The sequence below is a fragment of the Pseudomonas sp. LRP2-20 genome, assembly GCF_024349685.1.
Lineage (GTDB): Bacteria > Pseudomonadota > Gammaproteobacteria > Pseudomonadales > Pseudomonadaceae > Aquipseudomonas.
Genome location: NZ_AP025944.1, coordinates 3,565,397 through 3,582,120 on the forward strand (window position 1 = coordinate 3,565,397; position 16,724 = coordinate 3,582,120).

15 protein-coding genes are annotated in these 16,724 nt (G+C 65.8%); 5 read left to right on the forward strand and 10 right to left on the reverse strand.

Annotation, left to right across the window (positions count from 1 at the left end; all coding sequences use genetic code 11):
• The first annotated feature begins 8 nt into the window (after positions 1–8).
• The 5 genes from OCX61_RS15870 (at position 9) to OCX61_RS15890 (ending at position 4,702) form a co-directional block, all read left to right on the forward strand.
• Positions 9–704 (forward strand): ABC transporter permease, encoded by a 696-nt coding sequence (locus OCX61_RS15870; protein ID WP_261940355.1) that lies wholly within the window; start codon positions 9–11, stop codon positions 702–704.
• A gap of 9 nt (positions 705–713) precedes the next feature.
• Positions 714–1,826: a succinylglutamate desuccinylase/aspartoacylase family protein gene (locus OCX61_RS15875; protein ID WP_261940356.1), complete on the forward strand. Its 1,113-nt coding sequence runs from the start codon at positions 714–716 to the stop codon at positions 1,824–1,826.
• A gap of 19 nt (positions 1,827–1,845) precedes the next feature.
• Entirely contained in the window at positions 1,846–2,613 is a 768-nt protein-coding gene (locus OCX61_RS15880; protein WP_261940357.1) for an ABC transporter ATP-binding protein, read from the forward strand.
• A gap of 119 nt (positions 2,614–2,732) precedes the next feature.
• Complete coding sequence (locus tag OCX61_RS15885; RefSeq protein WP_261940358.1) at positions 2,733–3,659, forward strand: MurR/RpiR family transcriptional regulator; 927 nt, start codon at positions 2,733–2,735, stop codon at positions 3,657–3,659.
• 188 nt (positions 3,660–3,847) lie between these two features.
• A complete protein-coding gene (locus OCX61_RS15890; RefSeq protein WP_261940359.1) occupies positions 3,848–4,702 on the forward strand; it encodes a LysR family transcriptional regulator in 855 nt (284 codons plus the stop codon).
• A gap of 14 nt (positions 4,703–4,716) precedes the next feature.
• Here OCX61_RS15890 and OCX61_RS15895 read toward each other — a convergent pair whose 3' ends face one another.
• From OCX61_RS15895 to OCX61_RS15940, 10 genes are read right to left on the reverse strand one after another with little or no spacing between them, the layout of a single operon-like run.
• Positions 4,717–5,514 carry a cyclase family protein gene (locus tag OCX61_RS15895; protein WP_261940360.1) on the reverse strand — a complete coding sequence of 266 codons (798 nt, stop codon included), beginning with the start codon at positions 5,512–5,514 and terminating at the stop codon, positions 4,717–4,719.
• Positions 5,511–6,497: an NAD-dependent epimerase/dehydratase family protein gene (locus OCX61_RS15900; protein WP_261940361.1), complete on the reverse strand. Its 987-nt coding sequence runs from the start codon at positions 6,495–6,497 to the stop codon at positions 5,511–5,513. The genes OCX61_RS15895 and OCX61_RS15900 overlap by 4 nt, the downstream gene beginning before the upstream one ends.
• Positions 6,488–7,480 carry a fumarylacetoacetate hydrolase family protein gene (locus OCX61_RS15905; protein ID WP_261940362.1) on the reverse strand — a complete coding sequence of 331 codons (993 nt, stop codon included), beginning with the start codon at positions 7,478–7,480 and terminating at the stop codon, positions 6,488–6,490. Before OCX61_RS15905 ends, OCX61_RS15900 begins: the two co-directional genes overlap by 10 nt.
• Positions 7,477–8,049 (reverse strand): cupin domain-containing protein, encoded by a 573-nt coding sequence (locus tag OCX61_RS15910; protein WP_261940363.1) that lies wholly within the window; start codon positions 8,047–8,049, stop codon positions 7,477–7,479. Before OCX61_RS15910 ends, OCX61_RS15905 begins: the two co-directional genes overlap by 4 nt.
• Before the next feature lie 11 nt (positions 8,050–8,060).
• Complete coding sequence (locus OCX61_RS15915; protein ID WP_261940364.1) at positions 8,061–8,834, reverse strand: SDR family NAD(P)-dependent oxidoreductase; 774 nt, start codon at positions 8,832–8,834, stop codon at positions 8,061–8,063.
• On the reverse strand, positions 8,831–10,021 hold the full coding sequence (locus OCX61_RS15920; RefSeq protein ID WP_261940365.1) for an MFS transporter: 1,191 nt from the start codon (positions 10,019–10,021) through the stop codon (positions 8,831–8,833). Before OCX61_RS15920 ends, OCX61_RS15915 begins: the two co-directional genes overlap by 4 nt.
• A complete protein-coding gene (locus OCX61_RS15925) occupies positions 10,011–12,479 on the reverse strand; it encodes an efflux RND transporter permease subunit (RefSeq protein ID WP_261940366.1) in 2,469 nt (822 codons plus the stop codon). Before OCX61_RS15925 ends, OCX61_RS15920 begins: the two co-directional genes overlap by 11 nt.
• 3 nt (positions 12,480–12,482) lie before the next feature.
• Positions 12,483–13,544 carry a WD40/YVTN/BNR-like repeat-containing protein gene (locus tag OCX61_RS15930; protein WP_261940367.1) on the reverse strand — a complete coding sequence of 354 codons (1,062 nt, stop codon included), beginning with the start codon at positions 13,542–13,544 and terminating at the stop codon, positions 12,483–12,485.
• A 54-nt stretch (positions 13,545–13,598) separates the two neighbouring features.
• A complete protein-coding gene (locus OCX61_RS15935) occupies positions 13,599–14,966 on the reverse strand; it encodes a DUF1329 domain-containing protein (RefSeq protein WP_261940368.1) in 1,368 nt (455 codons plus the stop codon).
• A gap of 14 nt (positions 14,967–14,980) precedes the next feature.
• A complete protein-coding gene (locus tag OCX61_RS15940) occupies positions 14,981–16,651 on the reverse strand; it encodes a DUF1302 domain-containing protein (protein ID WP_261940369.1) in 1,671 nt (556 codons plus the stop codon).
• Positions 16,652–16,724: the final 73 nt, after the last annotated feature.

Below are 16,724 nucleotides of genomic sequence, written 5' to 3' on the forward strand. Positions count from 1 at the left end.
ACGCTCCCGTGCTGGATTTCAAGCTGATCGCCGACAGCCTGCCGCTCTTTGCAGGCGGTGTGCTGGTGACCTTCAAACTGCTGCTGATTGCCCTCGCCGCGGGCCTGGCGCTGGCCATCCCGCTGGCGATGTTGCGCGTATCACGCAAGCCGTGGCTCAGCGCCCCGGCATGGCTGTACACCTACGTCATTCGTGGCACCCCCATGTTGGTACAGCTGTTTCTCATCTACTACGGCCTGGCGCAGTTCGAGGCAGTGCGCGCCAGCGTGCTGTGGCCATACCTTTCCAGCGCCACCTTCTGCGCCTGCCTGGCGTTCGCCATCAACACCAGTGCCTACAGTGCCGAGATTCTCGCCGGCAGCCTGAGGGCCACGCCGCCTGGCGAGATCGAAGCGGCCCATGCCATGGGCATGCCACGCATCACCCTGTACCGCCGGATCCTGCTGCCGTCATCACTGCGCCGTGCACTGCCGCAGTACAGCAATGAAGTCGTCATGATGCTGCACACAACCTCGCTCGCCTCGATCGTCACCTTGGTCGACATCACCGGTGTGGCCAGGACCGTCAGCTCGCGTTACTACATGCCGTTCGAGGCCTTCGTCACTGCCGGGCTGTTCTACCTGTGCCTGACCTTGATCCTGGTGCGCCTGTTCAAACTGGCAGAAGGCCGCTGGCTGGCCCACCTGGCCCCGCGCAAGAACTGAGAGATCTACATGGAACATATTCAACACACCCTGCCCTGGAGCAGCGCTGGCATGGAACGTCGGGTCTCGGTGTTCCGCTTTGGCAGCGGCCCGCGCAAAGCTTACATTCAGGCAGCCCTGCATGCCGATGAACTACCCGGCATGCGCGTCGCAGCGGAGCTCAAGCAGCGCCTGCTCGAACTGGAACGCCAAGGCCGCCTGGCAGGCGTGATCGAGCTGGTGCCGGTAGCCAACCCGATCGGCCTGGGGCAGGTTTTTCAGGCCACTCACCAGGGGCGCTTCGACCTGGCCAGCGGGCACAACTTCAACCGCGACTTTGCTGCTTTGGCAGCACTGATCTCACCACAGCTCGAAGGCCGCCTGGGTGACGATGCGCGGCACAACATCGCGCTGGTTCGCCGCCTGATGCGTGAGGCCATCAGCGCGATGCCGCCAGCGGCCTCGGCACTCGAGGGCCTGCGCCGGATACTGCTGCTACAGGCCTGCGACGCAGACGTGGTGCTCGACCTGCATTGCGACTTTGAGTCGGTCGTGCTGCTGTACGCCCTGCCCCAGCTGTGGCCAGCCCTCAAACCGCTGGCTGCGCGCCTGGGCGCAGGCGCGGTGTTGCTGGCCGAGGACAGCGGCGGCAGCTCGTTCGATGAAGCCTGTGCCCTGCCCTGGCTGCGCCTGGCAGAACAGTTCGGGCACGCCCGCATCCCACTGGCCTGTGTCGCCACCACGGTCGAACTGCGCGGCATGGCCGATACCGATCGCCCCCAGGTGCAGCACAGTGCCGAAGCCATATTGGGCTTTCTGGCCGATCAGGGCCTGCTCAGCGGCGATTGGCCCGCCGCACCTTCGACATGCTGTGACGCCACCCCGTTCTCCGGCGCGCAGTACGCCTGTGCGCCGCACCCGGGCGTGGTGAGTTTCCTGCAACCCCTGGGCAAGCGGGTCGATGCAGGCGACCCATTGTTCGAGGTGATCGACCCTATCAGCGACCAGCACTCTGTGGTACACGCCACCACCGCCGGGGTTCTCTACGCCCGCGAGCGCTTGCGCTACGCCCAGCCCGGCCTGTGGCTGGCCAAGGTCGCCGGCGCACACCCGGTGCGCCACGGCCGCCTGCTTACCGACTGACAACAAGAGAGCCCCTGCCATGTACACCTTGCAAATCGAAGACCTGCACAAACGCTACGGTACCCACGACGTGCTCAAGGGCGTTTCCCTGAAAGCCAAGGCCGGTGATGTCACCAGCATCATCGGCTCCAGCGGCTCGGGCAAGAGCACCTTCCTGCGCTGCATCAACCTGCTGGAAGAACCGCACGGCGGGCGCATCCTGCTCAACAACGAGGAGTTGCAACTGGCGCCGCACAGGTCCCGTGGCACGCTCAGCGCCACGGACAGCAGGCAACTGCAACGCATGCGCTCACGCCTGTCGATGGTCTTCCAGCATTTCAACCTGTGGTCACATATGACGGCGCTGGAAAACGTCATGGAAGCGCCGGTGCACGTGCTGGGTGTGGGCAGGAAAGAAGCCCGCGAACGGGCCGAGCACTATCTGGCGAAAGTCGGGGTTGGCCATCGCCAAGCCGCCTACCCTGGCCACATGAGCGGTGGAGAGCAACAGCGTGTGGCGATCGCCCGCGCCCTGGCCATGGAGCCGGAGGTCATGCTGTTCGACGAACCGACTTCGGCGCTGGACCCGGAGCTGGTGGGCGAGGTGCTCAAGGTCATGCGCGACCTTGCCCAGGAAGGTCGCACCATGGTGGTGGTCACCCACGAGATGGGGTTTGCCCGGGAAGTGTCCAACCAGTTGCTGTTCCTTCACCAGGGCCGCGTGGAGGAAAGCGGCTGCCCGCGTGAACTGTTGGCCCGGCCCAGCTCAGAGCGCCTGCAGCAGTTTCTGGCCGGCAGCCTGAAGTAGGCTGTGGCATGCCGCCCTGCAGGGCGCTACATTGGCGCCCTGCTTGGGATACACTGCGGTCTTTGCCTGGACCGCCTCGACCAGGCGCGTACGCCCATTCCTCCAACGTGCCGACCCCAATGCCGACATCTGCCAAGAACCTGACCATCTACGCTGCCCCGGTGATGCGCAAGCTGGCGGAGGCCGCCCCCCACCTGCAACCTTCGCTGCGCAAGGTGGCAGACTTCATCCTGCGTCACCCTTTGAAAGCGGCGACGCTGACCATCGAGGAGATGGCCGTTGAAACCTGCACCTCGGCGGCCGCCGTCAACCGTCTGGCCAAAGCCATCGACATGGGCGGCTATACCGGGCTGAAAGCCGAACTGGTGAGTACCCTGCAACAGATGGTGTCGCCGGTGGACAAGCTGCGCAATGAACTGGCACAACGCCCGGACGGCACCTTTGGCCTGCACGAGCAGATTCAGATCGCCACCGGCAACCTGCACACCACCGGCAGCAACAACACCGCCGACACCTTCGAAGCGTTTGTCCGTTGCCTGACCCAGGCCCGCAAGATCTACATACTCGGCTTTGGCAACAGCGCATACATGGCCGGCCTGGCGGCAGCCAACCTGGTGCCATTCTGCGCCGATGCCACGGCGGTGAGCATGGAAGGTGGCAACGAGAACGCCGCTTACCGCCTGGCGTCCATCACCAGACAGGATGTATTGCTGTCGATTTCTCTGCCGCGCTACTCGCTCGACACGCTGCAACTGTCGCGCTTTGCCAGCGAACGCGGGGCAACCGTGCTGGCGATAACCGATTCGCCCGCCTCGCCCTTGGCCAGCATCGCCGAGCATGCGCTGTTTGCCCCGGCCGACCACCCTGTGCTGATCAGCTCCAACGGCGCCGTGCTGGCCGTTATCGAAGCACTGGTCGCCGGGGTGATGGCCCGCAACACCGAAGCGGTGCAATTGGCGTCCGAGTTGACCGAAAGCGTAATGTCCTACCTGCACATGCCAGGCAAAGACAAGCCCGTGCGAAAACCGGCCAAACGACGCAGCTGAGGCAAGCATCGCTGTACGATCGATTGCAGATAATGGGCGGCTGCGTCACTCAGCCTTGAATGCTTGCGCAATCCGGTGCGGATGCTTTGTAACCCAGGGCGACACGCACCTGCCTCGGCTCATGCTTGCCTGGCACGTTGACAGGATCGATACTCATGGCACTGCGTCCATAGCATTTATCGATACCCATGCGCTACTCACCCGAAGCCCTCGTCGCCTTCGTCGAGGCCGCCGCCCTTGGTTCGTTCTCCGCGGCCGCACGCAAGCTGCGCAAGAGCCAGTCGACCATCAGCATCGCCATCGCCAACTTCGAGGCCGACATCGGTTGCCCGCTGTTCGACCGTGCAGGCCGCCACCCCACGCTCAATGCTGCCGGCCATCAGGTGCTGAACCATGTCGAGGCGATCCTCGATGCCAGCGCCAAGCTGGACGCTCTGGCCGTGCGCCTGGCTGATCAGGTCGAACCGCTGGTGTCGGTGGTGATGTCCGACAGTTACAGCGTCACCTTTCAGGGCGCGGCGATGGGCCGCTTCGCCGAGCATTACCCGCACACCGAACTGCGCTGCGGCCCCTCCGAAGACGCCGACGTGATCGACCTGGTGCAGCAAGGCCTGGCGCACATCGGCATCCTCGCCGCGCAGAGCCGTTACCCGGCGGATGTCAGCGTGGCGCGCCTGCCCGAGCAGGCGGAGTTCTGCCTCTATGTCAGCAGTGAACACCCGCTGGCGAAGCTGCCGGCGCTGCAGCCTGAACATCTGGAGAACGAACGCCAGCTGTACATCAAGACCTACGCCCCGAGCCTGCCCCATGGCCACGGCCAGGCCTGGTCGGCACCGGACTACCTGACCTTGCTGGAGTTCGCCGTGCGCGGCTTCGGCTGGGCCGAACTGCCCAGGGCGCTGGTGGCGCGCTTCGGCAGTGGCCTGGTGGAGTTGCCGATGGCGGGCTACCCGCGGCGGGTGGCCATGGATGTGGCCTGGTCACGCCAGCGGGCGCTGGGGCCCGCCGGGCAGTGGCTGGTGGGGCAGCTGCTGGGGCGCTAGCCGTTGCTCGAAGACTACGGCGCCGCACCCTCGTCGAAGATCGCTACCGCCCGCACAAAACCGGCAGAGGCATGGCGGATCTTGTACGGGAAACAACTGACCAGGAACCCGTTTGAAGGCAGCTGTTCGAGGTTGGCCAGCTTCTCCATCTGCCCGTAACCGATATCACGCCCGGCCTTGTGCCCCTCCCAGATGAGCGAGGCATCGCCCGTTTCAGTGAAGCGTGCGCGGGTGTACTTGAACGGCGCGTCCCAGCTCCACGCGTCGGTGCCGACCACCCTCACCCCGCGCTCCAGCAAGTACAACGTTGCCTCGCGCCCCATGCCGACCCCGGCCTCCAGGTAGCCGGGCTGGCCGAACAGGCTGCCGGCCCGAGTGTTCACCAGCACGATATCCAGCGGCTGCAATGCATGGCCGATGCGCGCAAGCTCGGCCTCGACCTCGGCGGCCGTGACCACGTGGCCATCCGGCAGATCGCGAAAGTCCAGCTTCACACCCGGCTGCAGGCACCATTGCAGTGGCAGTTCGTCGATACCGAAGGCCGGCCTGCCACCGTTGGTGGTCGACGCATAGTGCCACGGCGCATCCATGTGGGTACCGCTGTGGGTGGTGATCTGCAGGCGTTCCGCTGCCCAGGACTCTTCGCCTGGCAGGTCTTCCTTGCGCAGCCCGGGAAACATGGCCGCCATTTCCGGCCAGCCCTGCTGGTGGTCCATATAGTCGATTTTCGGCAGCAACGGCGGTGGATCGGTGTAAGGGTTGTTGTCCAGGGTAACGGACAAGTCCAGCAAGCGACGTTTGTTCAGGCTCATGCGAGAAATCCTTTGTGAATGGCCACGTTGCGGCTGCGGCGCGTTGGCAGGTCGAGGGCATTGCGTAACAGTCCGGCGACCGAACCGTCATGGCAAAAGCCCAGTTCGCGCGCCAGTCGGCTGCGCAGTGAGGGATAGCGGCCGAACAGGGCTTCGAGTTGCGGGTCGGGGTCAAAGGCAATGCGCGCGAGGTTGGCCTCGCCAAAACGCTCTGCCAGGCCGGCGAGTACCTGGGCGATGGACAGGTGCAACACCGGCAGTTGCCAAACGCGCTGGCTGCCAGGGGCGTCCAGTTCTGCCGCGTGCAGCAGGTTGTCCACGCAGCAGCGCGCGGACATCCACCAGGCACACGCGTCGGCTGAAACCGGGCAGGTGTAGGCCTCCCCTGCCGCATAGGCATGCAGCAGGTCGCTCATGAACGCCGAGCGCAAACCGTTGGGTTCGTGCGGCCGGGCGACGATGCCGGGTAACCGCACTGCACGGCCATCGACCTCACCGCGTCGGGCCAGGTCCTGCAAGGCGATTTCCACCATGCGCTTGTGCGCCGCGTAGGACAGCTGCGGTGAAGCCGGCTGGTCTTCGTCCATGCGTGTCGGTAGCTCGCCGCCATACACCGCGACACTGCTGGCGTATACCAGCACAGGCGGGCAAAGGGGGTTGCGCAACTGGTTGAGCAGCTCCAGGCTGGCCTGCAGATTCACCTGATAACCCAGCTCATACTGCGCCTCGGCCGCACCACCGGGCACACTGACCAGGTGAAACACCACATCGACACCATCGGCCAGCACCCGGCGCAGCAAGGCGGTGTCGGTCACACTGCCGTGATGGCGGCGCAGCCGCGCATCCTCGGGCAAGCCGTCCAGCGCCTGGTCCAGCACCAGCAACGCCTCGATTCGCCGCCCGCGCACTTCACCCGTCTGCAACAGGCGCTGCACCAGCTGGCGACCGACGAATCCGTTGGCGCCGGTGACCATTACGCGCATGGCCAACCTCCCCGCACGACGCGCTGATCGATGGCACCGAACAGGACCTGGTCCTCGCCCCCCCGGGCCTCCATGCGCACACGGTCGCCAAAGCGCATGAAGGCGGTGCGCGGTGCACCTGAGGCAATGGTCTCGATGGCGCGACGCTCAGCGATACAGGCCGACCCTACGCTGCGATCAGCATTGGAAACGGTACCCGAGCCGACCAGCGTGCCAGCGCTCAAGCGCCGCGTCAGCGCGGCATGGGCGATCAACTGATGGAAACCGAAGTGCATGGCGCCGCCATGGGGATGGCCAAACCACTCACCGTTCCACGCCACGTGCAGCGGCAGGTGCACCCGGCCATCGCGCCAGGCGTCACCAAGCTCATCCGGGGTCACCGCGACCGGCGCGAAGCTAGTGGCAGGCTTGGCCTGAAGGAAGCCGAAACCGGTCTTCATTTCCCGCGGTGCCAGGGCGCGCAGGCTGACGTCGTTGAGTTGCAGCACCAGGCGCACATGCTGCAAGGCCTGTTCCGCCGGGCACCCCATGGGCACGTCATCGAGCAGCACGGCAAACTCGCCCTCGAAGTCGATACCATGGGCTTCGCTGGGCAACGGGATGTCCGCACGAGCGCCGAGAAAGTCGTCACTGGCCCCTTGGTAGATCAGTGGCGTGTGCTCGACCCCCTCGATCGGTTCGAGGTTGAAGGCTTTCTGCATCAAAGCGCCATGACTGAGGAAGCAGGAGCCGTCCAGCCACTGACTGGCGCGCGGCAGGGGCGCGGCCAGCCGTGTCGGGTCAAGGTCGAAGGCGTCGGCCACCGCGTTGTCGTTAAGCCGCTGATACAGCGCTTGCAAGCGGGCTTCGACCTGGGGCCAGTTTTCCAGCGCAAGCTGCAAGGTGGCAGCGATGCCGCTGGCATCGGCGGCCCGCCCAAGGTCACGGGCCACTACCAAAAGGCGGCCGTCGCGGCTGCCATCGTCAAGCGACGCGAGCTTCATGCCAGCAACTCCTTGAGGTCGTCTGCATAGCGGCCGTCGAGCAGGATGAAGACCATTCGCGCCATCTGCTCGCTGCGATTGCTCCAGGCGTGGTTGGTGCCGCGCTGGACCACAATGTCGCCGCGCTTGAGCTGCACCTCACCGTCGTCCAGCACCAGCCAGACTTCGCCCTCGGTGACGATGCCGTAGTCCAGTGTCTGGGTACGGTGCATCAGTTTATGCCGCGAATCGGCCTTGCCCGTCCCGGCACTGGCCTCGCCGATCTCGGCGAAAGCTGCCGCTGCCGCTTCGGCGCTGACCTGGTTCTGCACACTGTCCGGCGGGATGTCGACCACACGGATCACACTGCCCAGCGGACCAGGGCTCAGTTGCAACGGCTGGGCCGTAGGGTCGTCGCCGTTGTCCAGCAGCGCCGGGCTGGCGTTGCTGTTCCATACCTCGTAGAACAGTGTGCCGGGCACCGCCTTGAGCGGGAAGTTGTTCGGTGTCGGGCCACAACTGGCCACCACCGCCTGGCCTTGGGCATCGTGGCCAGTGACCACACGTTTGAATGCAGGAAGCGCTTGCATGTTGTCTCCTTTCAATTGCCGTCGCCGATGGTCGTGCCACCGTCGACAATAAGATTCTGTCCGCTGATGAAGGCGCCACCCGGCGCCGCCAGCAACAACGCCAGGGCCGCCACTTCTTCGGGGCGCCCGACCCGGCGCAGCGGCGTCAGGGCCAGGCGGCGCTGCAGGACCTCGGGGTTGTCGGTCAACGGGCGAGCGAATTCGGTGTCGATGACCCCAGGGCTGATGGCATTGACACGGATGTTCGCCGGCCCCCACTCCACTGCCAGGTTGCGCGCCAGCTGCGCCAGCCCGGCTTTCGACAGTCCGTACAGGCCCAGGGCCTTGTTGCCGCGCACGCCGGCGATGCTGGCCATCAGCACCACGCTGCCACCACCACCGTCGGCCATGGCCGGCAGCAAGGCACTGGTCAGCCACACGGCACTGCGCAGGTTGACGGTGAAGGTCAGCTCCCAATCGGCATCGCCAGCGCCGGCCAGGGGCCCGAGGTGTGGCGCGACACCGGCGTTGCACACCAGCGCATCCAGCCGCCCGAAGTGCGCCAGGCAGCGGTCTGCCAGATGCTGCACGGCCACGGCGTCGCGCAGGTCGGCGATGAGGGCGATGGCCTCGATCCCCTCCTGCGCCAGTTGTGCCAGGGCCAGTGCACAGTCCTCGGCACTCTCGCTGCTGATGGCGATACGCGCACCGGCACGCCCGTATTCACGCGCAATGGCCAGGCCGATGCCACGGGTGGCGCCGGTAATGAGGGCGGTCTTGCCCCCCAGAGAGAACAGTTCGCTCATCGGGCACCTACCACCGCCACCGCACGACCACGGCGCATCAGTAGCAGGCACGTCGGCGCCAGCAGCAGTTGGCCGAGGGCGACCAGCAGCAACGCGTGAGGCAATTGCGCCGCCACGCCAGCCGTCAGCGCCAACACCAGCAAGGGGCTGATGAACTCACCCGCGAAAATGGCCGCAGTGAACCCGCCCGTGGCGCGGCCACGCTGGTCGAAGCCGACCTGTTGCATCACCCGGGTGATCAGCGTCGGCAGCAGCAGGCCAACACCCACGCCATTGGCCAGCACCGCCAGCACCACCAGGGCGTGGCTGCTCGCCAGCGCCATCAGGCCACCCCCCGCCCCGGCCGTGGCGAACCCCAGGGCCAGTAGCCAACTCGCCGGCAGACGCGTCAGCAGGCGAAAGGCCAGGGCGCCGGCCAGCACGCCAAGCTGGTTGGCGCCCATGGCCAGGCCCACTTGCCCGGGCGCATCGACCTGCAACAACTGCAGCACGTAACCGGCCTGCACCGGAACGATGAACAGGCTGATGCCGGCCAGCACGGTGAGCAGGTACAAGGGTGCCAGGGCGGGCCATGGAAACCGCGCAGCTGCCGTCGCTGCAGGCGCAACAGGGCAGGCACGAGGCTCCCACAGCAACATGGCCATCAGCGGCAAGCACAGCATGCCTACGGCGTAGAGGGCGAACGGCAGGCGCCAGCCGCTTTCGCCCAGGGCGCCGCCCAGCCCCATGAACACCGCCGCCGACAACGAGGTGACCACCATCTGCAAAGCGAACAACCGCTCCCGGCGCCGGCCATCGAAGTAGTCGCCCATCAGCGTGGTGCAGCAGGTCATGATGCCGGCTTCTGCCAGGCCGATACCGGCGCGGCTGGCAACGATCAGCCCCAGCGAGTCCAGCCACAGCGGTAAAAGCCCGCAAAGGCTGTACAGCAGCATGCTCGCCAGCAGTAACGGACGCCGCCCGATACGGTCAGCGAGAACACCCGCCAGCGGCGCCAGCAAGGCGATCACCAGCGCCGGCAGTGTCAACGCCACTGGCACCAGCACAGCAACGCCCGGTGTCTCGGCGAAATGCGCCTGCATGCGTGGCAGCACCGGTGCAATCAGCACCGCGCCCAGCACGGGCAGGCAGCTGCCAAACAGCAGCAGCCCGGCCTGGGCGCTGCCTGCAGTGCGTTCAGCGACCATGGCTGATCTCCTTGAGCGAGCGAAAGCGGGCGTCTTGTTCGAGGTGACGCTGCTTGGGTTCGAGCGCCGGGGCCTGCTGCTCACAGGTCTGGCGTTGCGGCAAAAGGAAGTAGGCCAGCGCCGGCAACAGGATCAGCGCACCGACCATGTTCCAGACGAACATGAACGCCAGCAGCACGCCCATGTCGGCCTGGAACTTGATCGGCGAGAAGATCCAGGTGCCAACGCCAATGGCCAGGGTGATACCGGTCAGCATCACCACCTTGCCGGTAAACAGCAGCGCCCGGTAATAGGCCTCGGACAGGCTCGCGCCCTGACGCAGCTGGGCCAGCACAATGCTCATCACATACAGGGCATAATCGACGCCGATGCCAACGCCCAGAGCGATCACCGGCAGGGTCGCCACCTTCACACCAATGCCCAGGGCGACCATCAGCGCTTCGCAGAGGACCGAGGTGAGCATCAACGGCAGTACCGCGCAGAGCACCGCACGCCAGGAGCGGAAGGTCACCAGGCACAGCAGGATCACGGCACCATAGACCCACCAGAGCATGTCGCGGTTGGCCTGTTTCACCACCTGGTTGGTGGCCGCCTCGATGCCCGCACTGCCGGCTGCCATGAGAAAACTGGCCTGCTCGCTGTCGTTGGCCTGGGCGAACGCCTGAACGCTGTCCACCACTCGCTGCAGGGTGTCGGCTTTGTGGTCGGTGAGGTAGGCGTAGAGCGTCAGCAGGCTGCAATCGTCGTTGTACAGCCCGCGCGGGGCGTTGGCAGTGACCATGTTCAGGGTCGCCTGGTTGTCGACCAGTTCGTACCACTTCGGGCTGCCTTCGGACAGGCCGACCAACACCCGGCGGTTGAGCAGCGCCAGCGAGTTGGTCGTGTCCACACCTGGCAGGCCGCGCAGTTGCCAGTCCAGCTCATCCACGCGCTTCAACGTCGGGTAGGCCGAGCAGCCACCGGGCGCGGTGCGCACCATCACCGCGAACACGTCGCTACTGGCACCGTAGTGCCGGGTGACGAAGGCATTGTCGCGGTTGTAGCGCGAATCGGCGCGCAGCTCAGGGGCACCGGCGTCGAGATCACCGACCTTCAGGTGCAGGCTCACGGCGTAGCCGCCAGCGGCCATCAGCGCAGCCACGGCGATGCAGCGGGCCGCCCAGCGACGCTGGGTGAAGAGGTCGAGGAAACGCCACAGCGCATGCTTGCGCGCCCCGCTCGCCTGTGCCTCTTCGTCACCCAGGCTGCGCCGTGCGGCGCGGGAGCTGACGCCGACATAGGACAGCAGTACCGGCAACAGGATCAGGTTGGTGAAGATCAGCACCGCCACGCCCAGGCTGGCGATGACCGCCAGGTCCTGAATGACCTGGATCTGGATGATCATCAGCACGGCAAAGCCGACGGCATCGCACAGCAGCGCGGTCAGTCCGGCCAGGAATAGCCGGCGGAAGGTGAAGCGCGCCGCCACCAGGCGATGCATGCCACGGCCGATGTCCTGCATGATGCCGTTCATCTTCTGCGCACCGTGGCTCATGCCGATGGCGAACACCAGGAACGGCACCAACACCGAGTACGGGTCAAGCGCGTAGCCCAGCAGCGGCAGCAGCCCGAGCTGCCAGACCACCGCCACCAGCGAGCACACTACCACCAGCGCAGTGCTGCGCACGCAGCGGGTGTAGCCGTAGAGCACCACGGCGGTGATCGCGATGGCGGCGGCGAAGAACAGCAGGATCTGCCGCAGGCCGTCGATCAGGTCGCCGACCACCTTGGCAAAGCCGGTGATATGGATCTCCACGCCCTGGGCCTGGAAGCGCTGGCGCAGGTTCTCCAGATCGTGGGCGAAGGCCGTGTAATCCAGGGCCTGGCCGTCCGGGGTGTGCTCCAGCAGCGGTACGTAGATGATGCTGGAACGCTGGTCGAAGGCCACCAGCTGACCGATTTCGTTGGAGCGCTCGATGTTGCGCTTGAGCGCTGCCAGGCTCGCCTCCCCACCGTCGTAGCCGTCCGGGATCACCGGCCCGCCTTCCAGGCCCTCCTCGGTCACGCCGGTCCAGCGGGTGGACGGGGTCCACAGCGACTTCATCGCCGCCCGGTCGACACCTGGCAGCAGATACACCGCATCGTTGAGCTGCTGGAGGCTGTGCAAGTAGTCCTTGTCGTAAAGGCTGCCACGTGGGTTGGCCACGGCGATGCGCACGGCGTTGCCCAGGCCGGCCAGTTCCTGGCGGTGCTGCAGATAGTGGTGGATGAACGGGTGATCACGGGGGATCATGTTCTCGAAGCTGGCATTGAGGGTCAGGCGCGTGGCCTGCCAGCCGAGCAGCAAGGTCGCTGCCAGGCACAGCAGCAGGACCAGTGCTCGATGGTTGAACAGCGCACGCTCCAGCAGCGAGCCGGACGTGCTGTCGAAGTCATCGAGACGGCCGCTGGACGGCACAGGTGAATTCATGGCGTGCATGGCTCAGTCCGTCGTGGTGGTAATGGAAGAAGTGTCCAGGCGGCGTGCTCCGGCCATGCCGACAGCAACGATGGCGCCGTCGGCAGCCGTGGTCGCTGCCGTCAGTGGCAGGCCGTCGGAGACCACCAAGGGCTGCGCGGCAAAGCGGTCGAGGCGGCTGCGCAGCAGCATCCCGGCCTGGTTGGCGAACAGCAGCTGGCCACCGGTGGCGCGCATGCCGTTGAGCGACGCCGGAACCGGGTTGGCCAGCGCCTGAAAGCTGTCGCCGCCGTCATCGGAGGCGAACAGCGAACCGCGTAAACCACCCACCAGCAGCCGGCCACCGGGCAGCACGGTGGCGGCGAAATAACTGCCGTCGTAAGGCCCTTGCAGCGCCTCGAAGTGGCCACCGCCATCAGCCGAACGCAACAGCAGGCCCTGCTCGCCGGCGACGTATAACCTTGAGCCCTGACGCGCCAGCGCATACAGATGCAGGCCTCGGTCATTGGCCAGCAGCCCCATGCTGGAAGCCCAGGTACGGCCGCCATCCTGGGTATGCAGGGCCAAACCATAGGCGCCGACGACCATGCCGTGCTGCGCATCGGCGAAGTTCAGCGCCAGCAGCGGCTTGTCCGCGCCATCGGCCTGCAAGCGTTGCGCCGCAGACACCCTGCGCGGCTCTGCTGCCGCCTCGGCCGCCTGTAGTTCCAGAGCCGCGGCGCGCTTGCCATCGAGCTGCAAGGTCCAGTGCTCGCCAGCATCGTCGCTATGCAGCACCACGCCGGCATGGCCGACCGCCCACCCCTTGCGCGCATCGATGAACTGCACGGCGGTCAGGCTGACACTGACCGGTACGCCCGTGGCCTGGCGCCAGTTTGCACCGTTGTCGTCGGAGAGCAGCACCACGCCGCGCTCGCCTACCGCCACCAGGCGCGCACCGGCCCGCGTCACATCCTGCAGCACCGCATGCAGGGCCTGCGGGCCCTGCACCGCCGGCTGCGAAAGCACATCCACAGCATCCCCGGCAAAGGCCGGGGGCAGCCCGCAACAGGCTGCCAGCAGCCAGCCATAGAGCATCTTGTTCATCGCACGCAACCTTTTGTTCTTGTTGTCGGTAAAGCCTGGGCACGAGGCGCCTGCTCAGCGCACACCCTCGCCTGCCATGGCGTCAGCGGTGAACACTGAGTCCTTGTACGGCGGCACGATGCGGTATTGCTCGCTTTTGCCGGCGAAAAGGTCACCGGCGAACCAGGCGCCAGAGAGCAGGTCGTAGAAACCGTTGGTGAGGGTCACCACACCCGGCAGGTCCGGCAGCACCACGGGCGAGGTCCAGACCACCTTGGCCAACTGGTCGCGGGCGTCGTAGCGCTCACCCAGCACGGCGGCCCAGGTGTCCTCGTCGAGGTAGTAGGTGCTGCGCGGCATCACATGGCGCTGGCCCTGCTTCAGGGTCGCCTCGACCACCCACACGCGGTGCAACTCCCAACGGATCGACGCGGGGTTGAGGTGGTGCGGGTCGAGGAGCGCCTCGGCGCTGGCGGCGGTGAACACCTTGTTGGCGTTGTAGGGGATATACATTTCCTTCTTGCCCACCAGCTTCCAGTCGAAGCGGTCCAGGCGCCCGTTGAACACGTACAACTCATCGAAACTCATGACCCCGGCAGTGGCCGGCGTCGGCGTGTCGCAGCATGCGTTGGGCAGGCGGCGCACGCGACGCTGGCCCGGCAGGTAGGTCCACACGGCGGCTTTGTCGGCGTTGAGGTTTTCCAGGCCGGTGATGGCCTCGCCGGCGCGCAGTGGCGGGCCGTCGTTGGTCATGCGAATGGACCAGAACACACCCTTCTCACCACTGCCGCCGGGGAGGTACCAGGGCATCTGCAGGTCGGCGCGCGAATCGTTGGTCAGTACATGCTTGCCGTCGGCGGTGGTCAGGTACTGGTTGAAGCTGGCGTGCCATGAGGCGCCACGCCAGCGCAGCAGGTGGTTCCACATGGCTTCCACGCCATTGGCCGGAATCGGGAATGGAATGCCCCCGGCCGCGCCTTCGGGCATGGGGCCGGCAGGGCCGTCCACCAGCTTGCCGCTGGTGGCGTTGGCGAACGTGGCGTCGTAGACCGATTGCGGTGCAGCCGCACTGCGGTGGGTCGGGTACACGTCAAGCCGGTAACTCTCCGGGTACTTCCTGAGCATCGCCTGAATGCCCGGGGTCAGCTTGTCGGCGTATTGCGCCAGGTTCTGCGCGGTAATGGTCAGCAGCGGCTTGTCGCTGGCGAACGGATCGCCACGCTTGCCGCCGTCCTTGTAGGCCGGGTCGGCCTGGGTGTAACCACCGTTCCAGGCCGGGATGCTGCCGTCGGCGTTGCCCGCGCGCTCGCCACCGAGCGGCGTCAGGGTGGTCTTGAGGGTGGCCGCCTGTTCGGCGGTCACCGCGGCACCGGCGCCGTGGGCGAACAGCAGCGAGGCACTCAGGGCAGTGAGCAGGGAAACGACTTTATTGTTGTGTTTCATCGGGTAGTCCTCGGTCAGAAGGTGCGGCTGACAGTGAAGGCGATGAAGTCGCGGTCTTTGAGCGACTGTTCGAAGGTGTAGTGGTTGTCGGTGTCGAGGAAGGTGTTCTCGGGGCCGTAGTAGTGCGTGTAGGTCAGGCCCAGGCTCCAGGTATTGAGGTAATTGCCCTTCAGGCCGATGTTCAGGTCGCCGCCGTGATCGCTGCCAAAACCGGTGCCCAGGGCCATCGATGCGCCGTTGGTGTAGCTCGCGCCGAGCGGTACCGAAAGGTCGAGGCCGGGCAGGATCTGCCGGTACATCGGCTCGAACACCAGGCGCAGGCTGGTGGCGTCGCGGTCGGCATTGGGGTCGACGGCATCAGCGTTCTTGCTGACACTCATCACCCGGTTCCAGGCAATCTCGCCGAGGAAGCTCGACTCGGCAGCGATGAAGTTCGGTTCCAGGCTGGCCAGCCAGGAGAAGTTGGCGTGCAGGGTGCGGCCAGTGGCGTACAGCGGGTCGTTGTCGTTGTCGATCGCCTCGCCCACGGCCAGCGCATGCTGGTTGGTGGAGGCCAGCGGCTGGTTCCAGCGCGTGGACAACTCGCCAGCGAGGTTGAAGTTGCCAAGGGTGGTGGAGAAACTGGCGCCGAGCGCCTCGATGCCTTCGGGGTACACCCAGTAGAACTCGCCAGCCTTGCCACTGACCGGGTCGAGGTTGGCGAAGTTCGGGCGCACGTTGAGCTGCGGCGATTTGTCGTGGAAGCGAATGGCATACACGCCCCAGTCGACAGTCTCGGTACGCCAGCGCACCTGCAGCCCACCCTGCCCCGAATCTTTGGCTTCCTTGTCATTGCCGTGGAAAAACGCCAGCGGCTGGCCACCGGGGAACACGGGTGAGCCGACGAACATGCGCTCGGCGCCATCACCGAAGAAGTCGTCCGTGGAGAAGTAGCTGCCCGCTGCCGGCAAGCGGTTGGCCTCCCATTCGAACTGGTAGTAGGCCCCCACCGAGATATCCGGGGTCAGCTGCAACTGCCCGGAGATCTGCTGCACCGGGCGGATCAGCTCCTTGAACTGGGTATTGGGCACCGACAGGCCCTTGACCACGTCCACCGGCGCCATGCCCCCGGCAATGCCGTTCATGCCATAGAACAGGCTTTCGCCCCACTGCATGGCGTATTGGCCCAGGCGCCCGGACAGCGGCAGGTTGCCGATCTCGGTCTTGCCGAAGATGAAGGCGTCGAGCAGCTCGCCCTTGCGCCCGTGCAGCGTGCGGGTGTCGTCGGTGAATTCGTCGTAGTCGACCGAATAGCTGTTGGCGCGGCTGGGGTCGTGGTTGTCGGTACCCTGGTTGTAGACATCGTCGTACCAGGCCGCACCACTGACCCGCGCACCGATGTTGTGGTAGGTGATGTCCAGCTCCGACAGCAGGTCCAGCCGGTTGGAGATCAGGCCCTTGTCGAAGTTGCGGTCGCCGTCGTCCAGGTTCAGCGCGGTCTGGCCCTCGGTCAGCTTGCTGCTGGCGTCCTGGGTACGCCAGGCGGCGCTGTATTTCAGGGTGTTGTCCCAGCGCACCCGCAGGTCGGGGTTGCCGGTGGCGAATTCGAAGGCCTGGGCCTGGCTGGTGGCCAGCGTGAACAGCACCAGGCTGAGGGGCTTGAGCACCGGCAATGGCCCTGCGGGTGCACCTTTGCGAGTCAACATCGGGGTTTCCTCTTTCTTGTTCTTGTTTTTGTGCGTCGGTGTTGGCGTATGACCTGGCGCACCGGCAAGGCAG

What these genes read in the sequence shown, in the direction of transcription:
- OCX61_RS15875 (WP_261940356.1), top strand. Translation starts at nt 714, where the DNA reads ATGGAACATATTCAACACACCCTGCCCTGGAGCAGCGCTGGCATGGAA.
- OCX61_RS15880 (WP_261940357.1), top strand. Translation starts at nt 1,846, where the DNA reads ATGTACACCTTGCAAATCGAAGACCTGCACAAACGCTACGGTACCCAC.
- OCX61_RS15885 (WP_261940358.1), top strand. Translation starts at nt 2,733, where the DNA reads ATGCCGACATCTGCCAAGAACCTGACCATCTACGCTGCCCCGGTGATG.
- OCX61_RS15890 (WP_261940359.1), top strand. Translation starts at nt 3,848, where the DNA reads ATGCGCTACTCACCCGAAGCCCTCGTCGCCTTCGTCGAGGCCGCCGCC.
- OCX61_RS15895 (WP_261940360.1), bottom strand. Translation starts at nt 5,514, where the DNA reads ATGAGCCTGAACAAACGTCGCTTGCTGGACTTGTCCGTTACCCTGGAC.
- OCX61_RS15900 (WP_261940361.1), bottom strand. Translation starts at nt 6,497, where the DNA reads ATGCGCGTAATGGTCACCGGCGCCAACGGATTCGTCGGTCGCCAGCTG.
- OCX61_RS15905 (WP_261940362.1), bottom strand. Translation starts at nt 7,480, where the DNA reads ATGAAGCTCGCGTCGCTTGACGATGGCAGCCGCGACGGCCGCCTTTTG.
- OCX61_RS15910 (WP_261940363.1), bottom strand. Translation starts at nt 8,049, where the DNA reads ATGCAAGCGCTTCCTGCATTCAAACGTGTGGTCACTGGCCACGATGCC.
- OCX61_RS15915 (WP_261940364.1), bottom strand. Translation starts at nt 8,834, where the DNA reads ATGAGCGAACTGTTCTCTCTGGGGGGCAAGACCGCCCTCATTACCGGC.
- OCX61_RS15920 (WP_261940365.1), bottom strand. Translation starts at nt 10,021, where the DNA reads ATGGTCGCTGAACGCACTGCAGGCAGCGCCCAGGCCGGGCTGCTGCTG.
- OCX61_RS15925 (WP_261940366.1), bottom strand. Translation starts at nt 12,479, where the DNA reads ATGCACGCCATGAATTCACCTGTGCCGTCCAGCGGCCGTCTCGATGAC.
- OCX61_RS15930 (WP_261940367.1), bottom strand. Translation starts at nt 13,544, where the DNA reads ATGAACAAGATGCTCTATGGCTGGCTGCTGGCAGCCTGTTGCGGGCTG.
- OCX61_RS15935 (WP_261940368.1), bottom strand. Translation starts at nt 14,966, where the DNA reads ATGAAACACAACAATAAAGTCGTTTCCCTGCTCACTGCCCTGAGTGCC.
- OCX61_RS15940 (WP_261940369.1), bottom strand. Translation starts at nt 16,651, where the DNA reads ATGTTGACTCGCAAAGGTGCACCCGCAGGGCCATTGCCGGTGCTCAAG.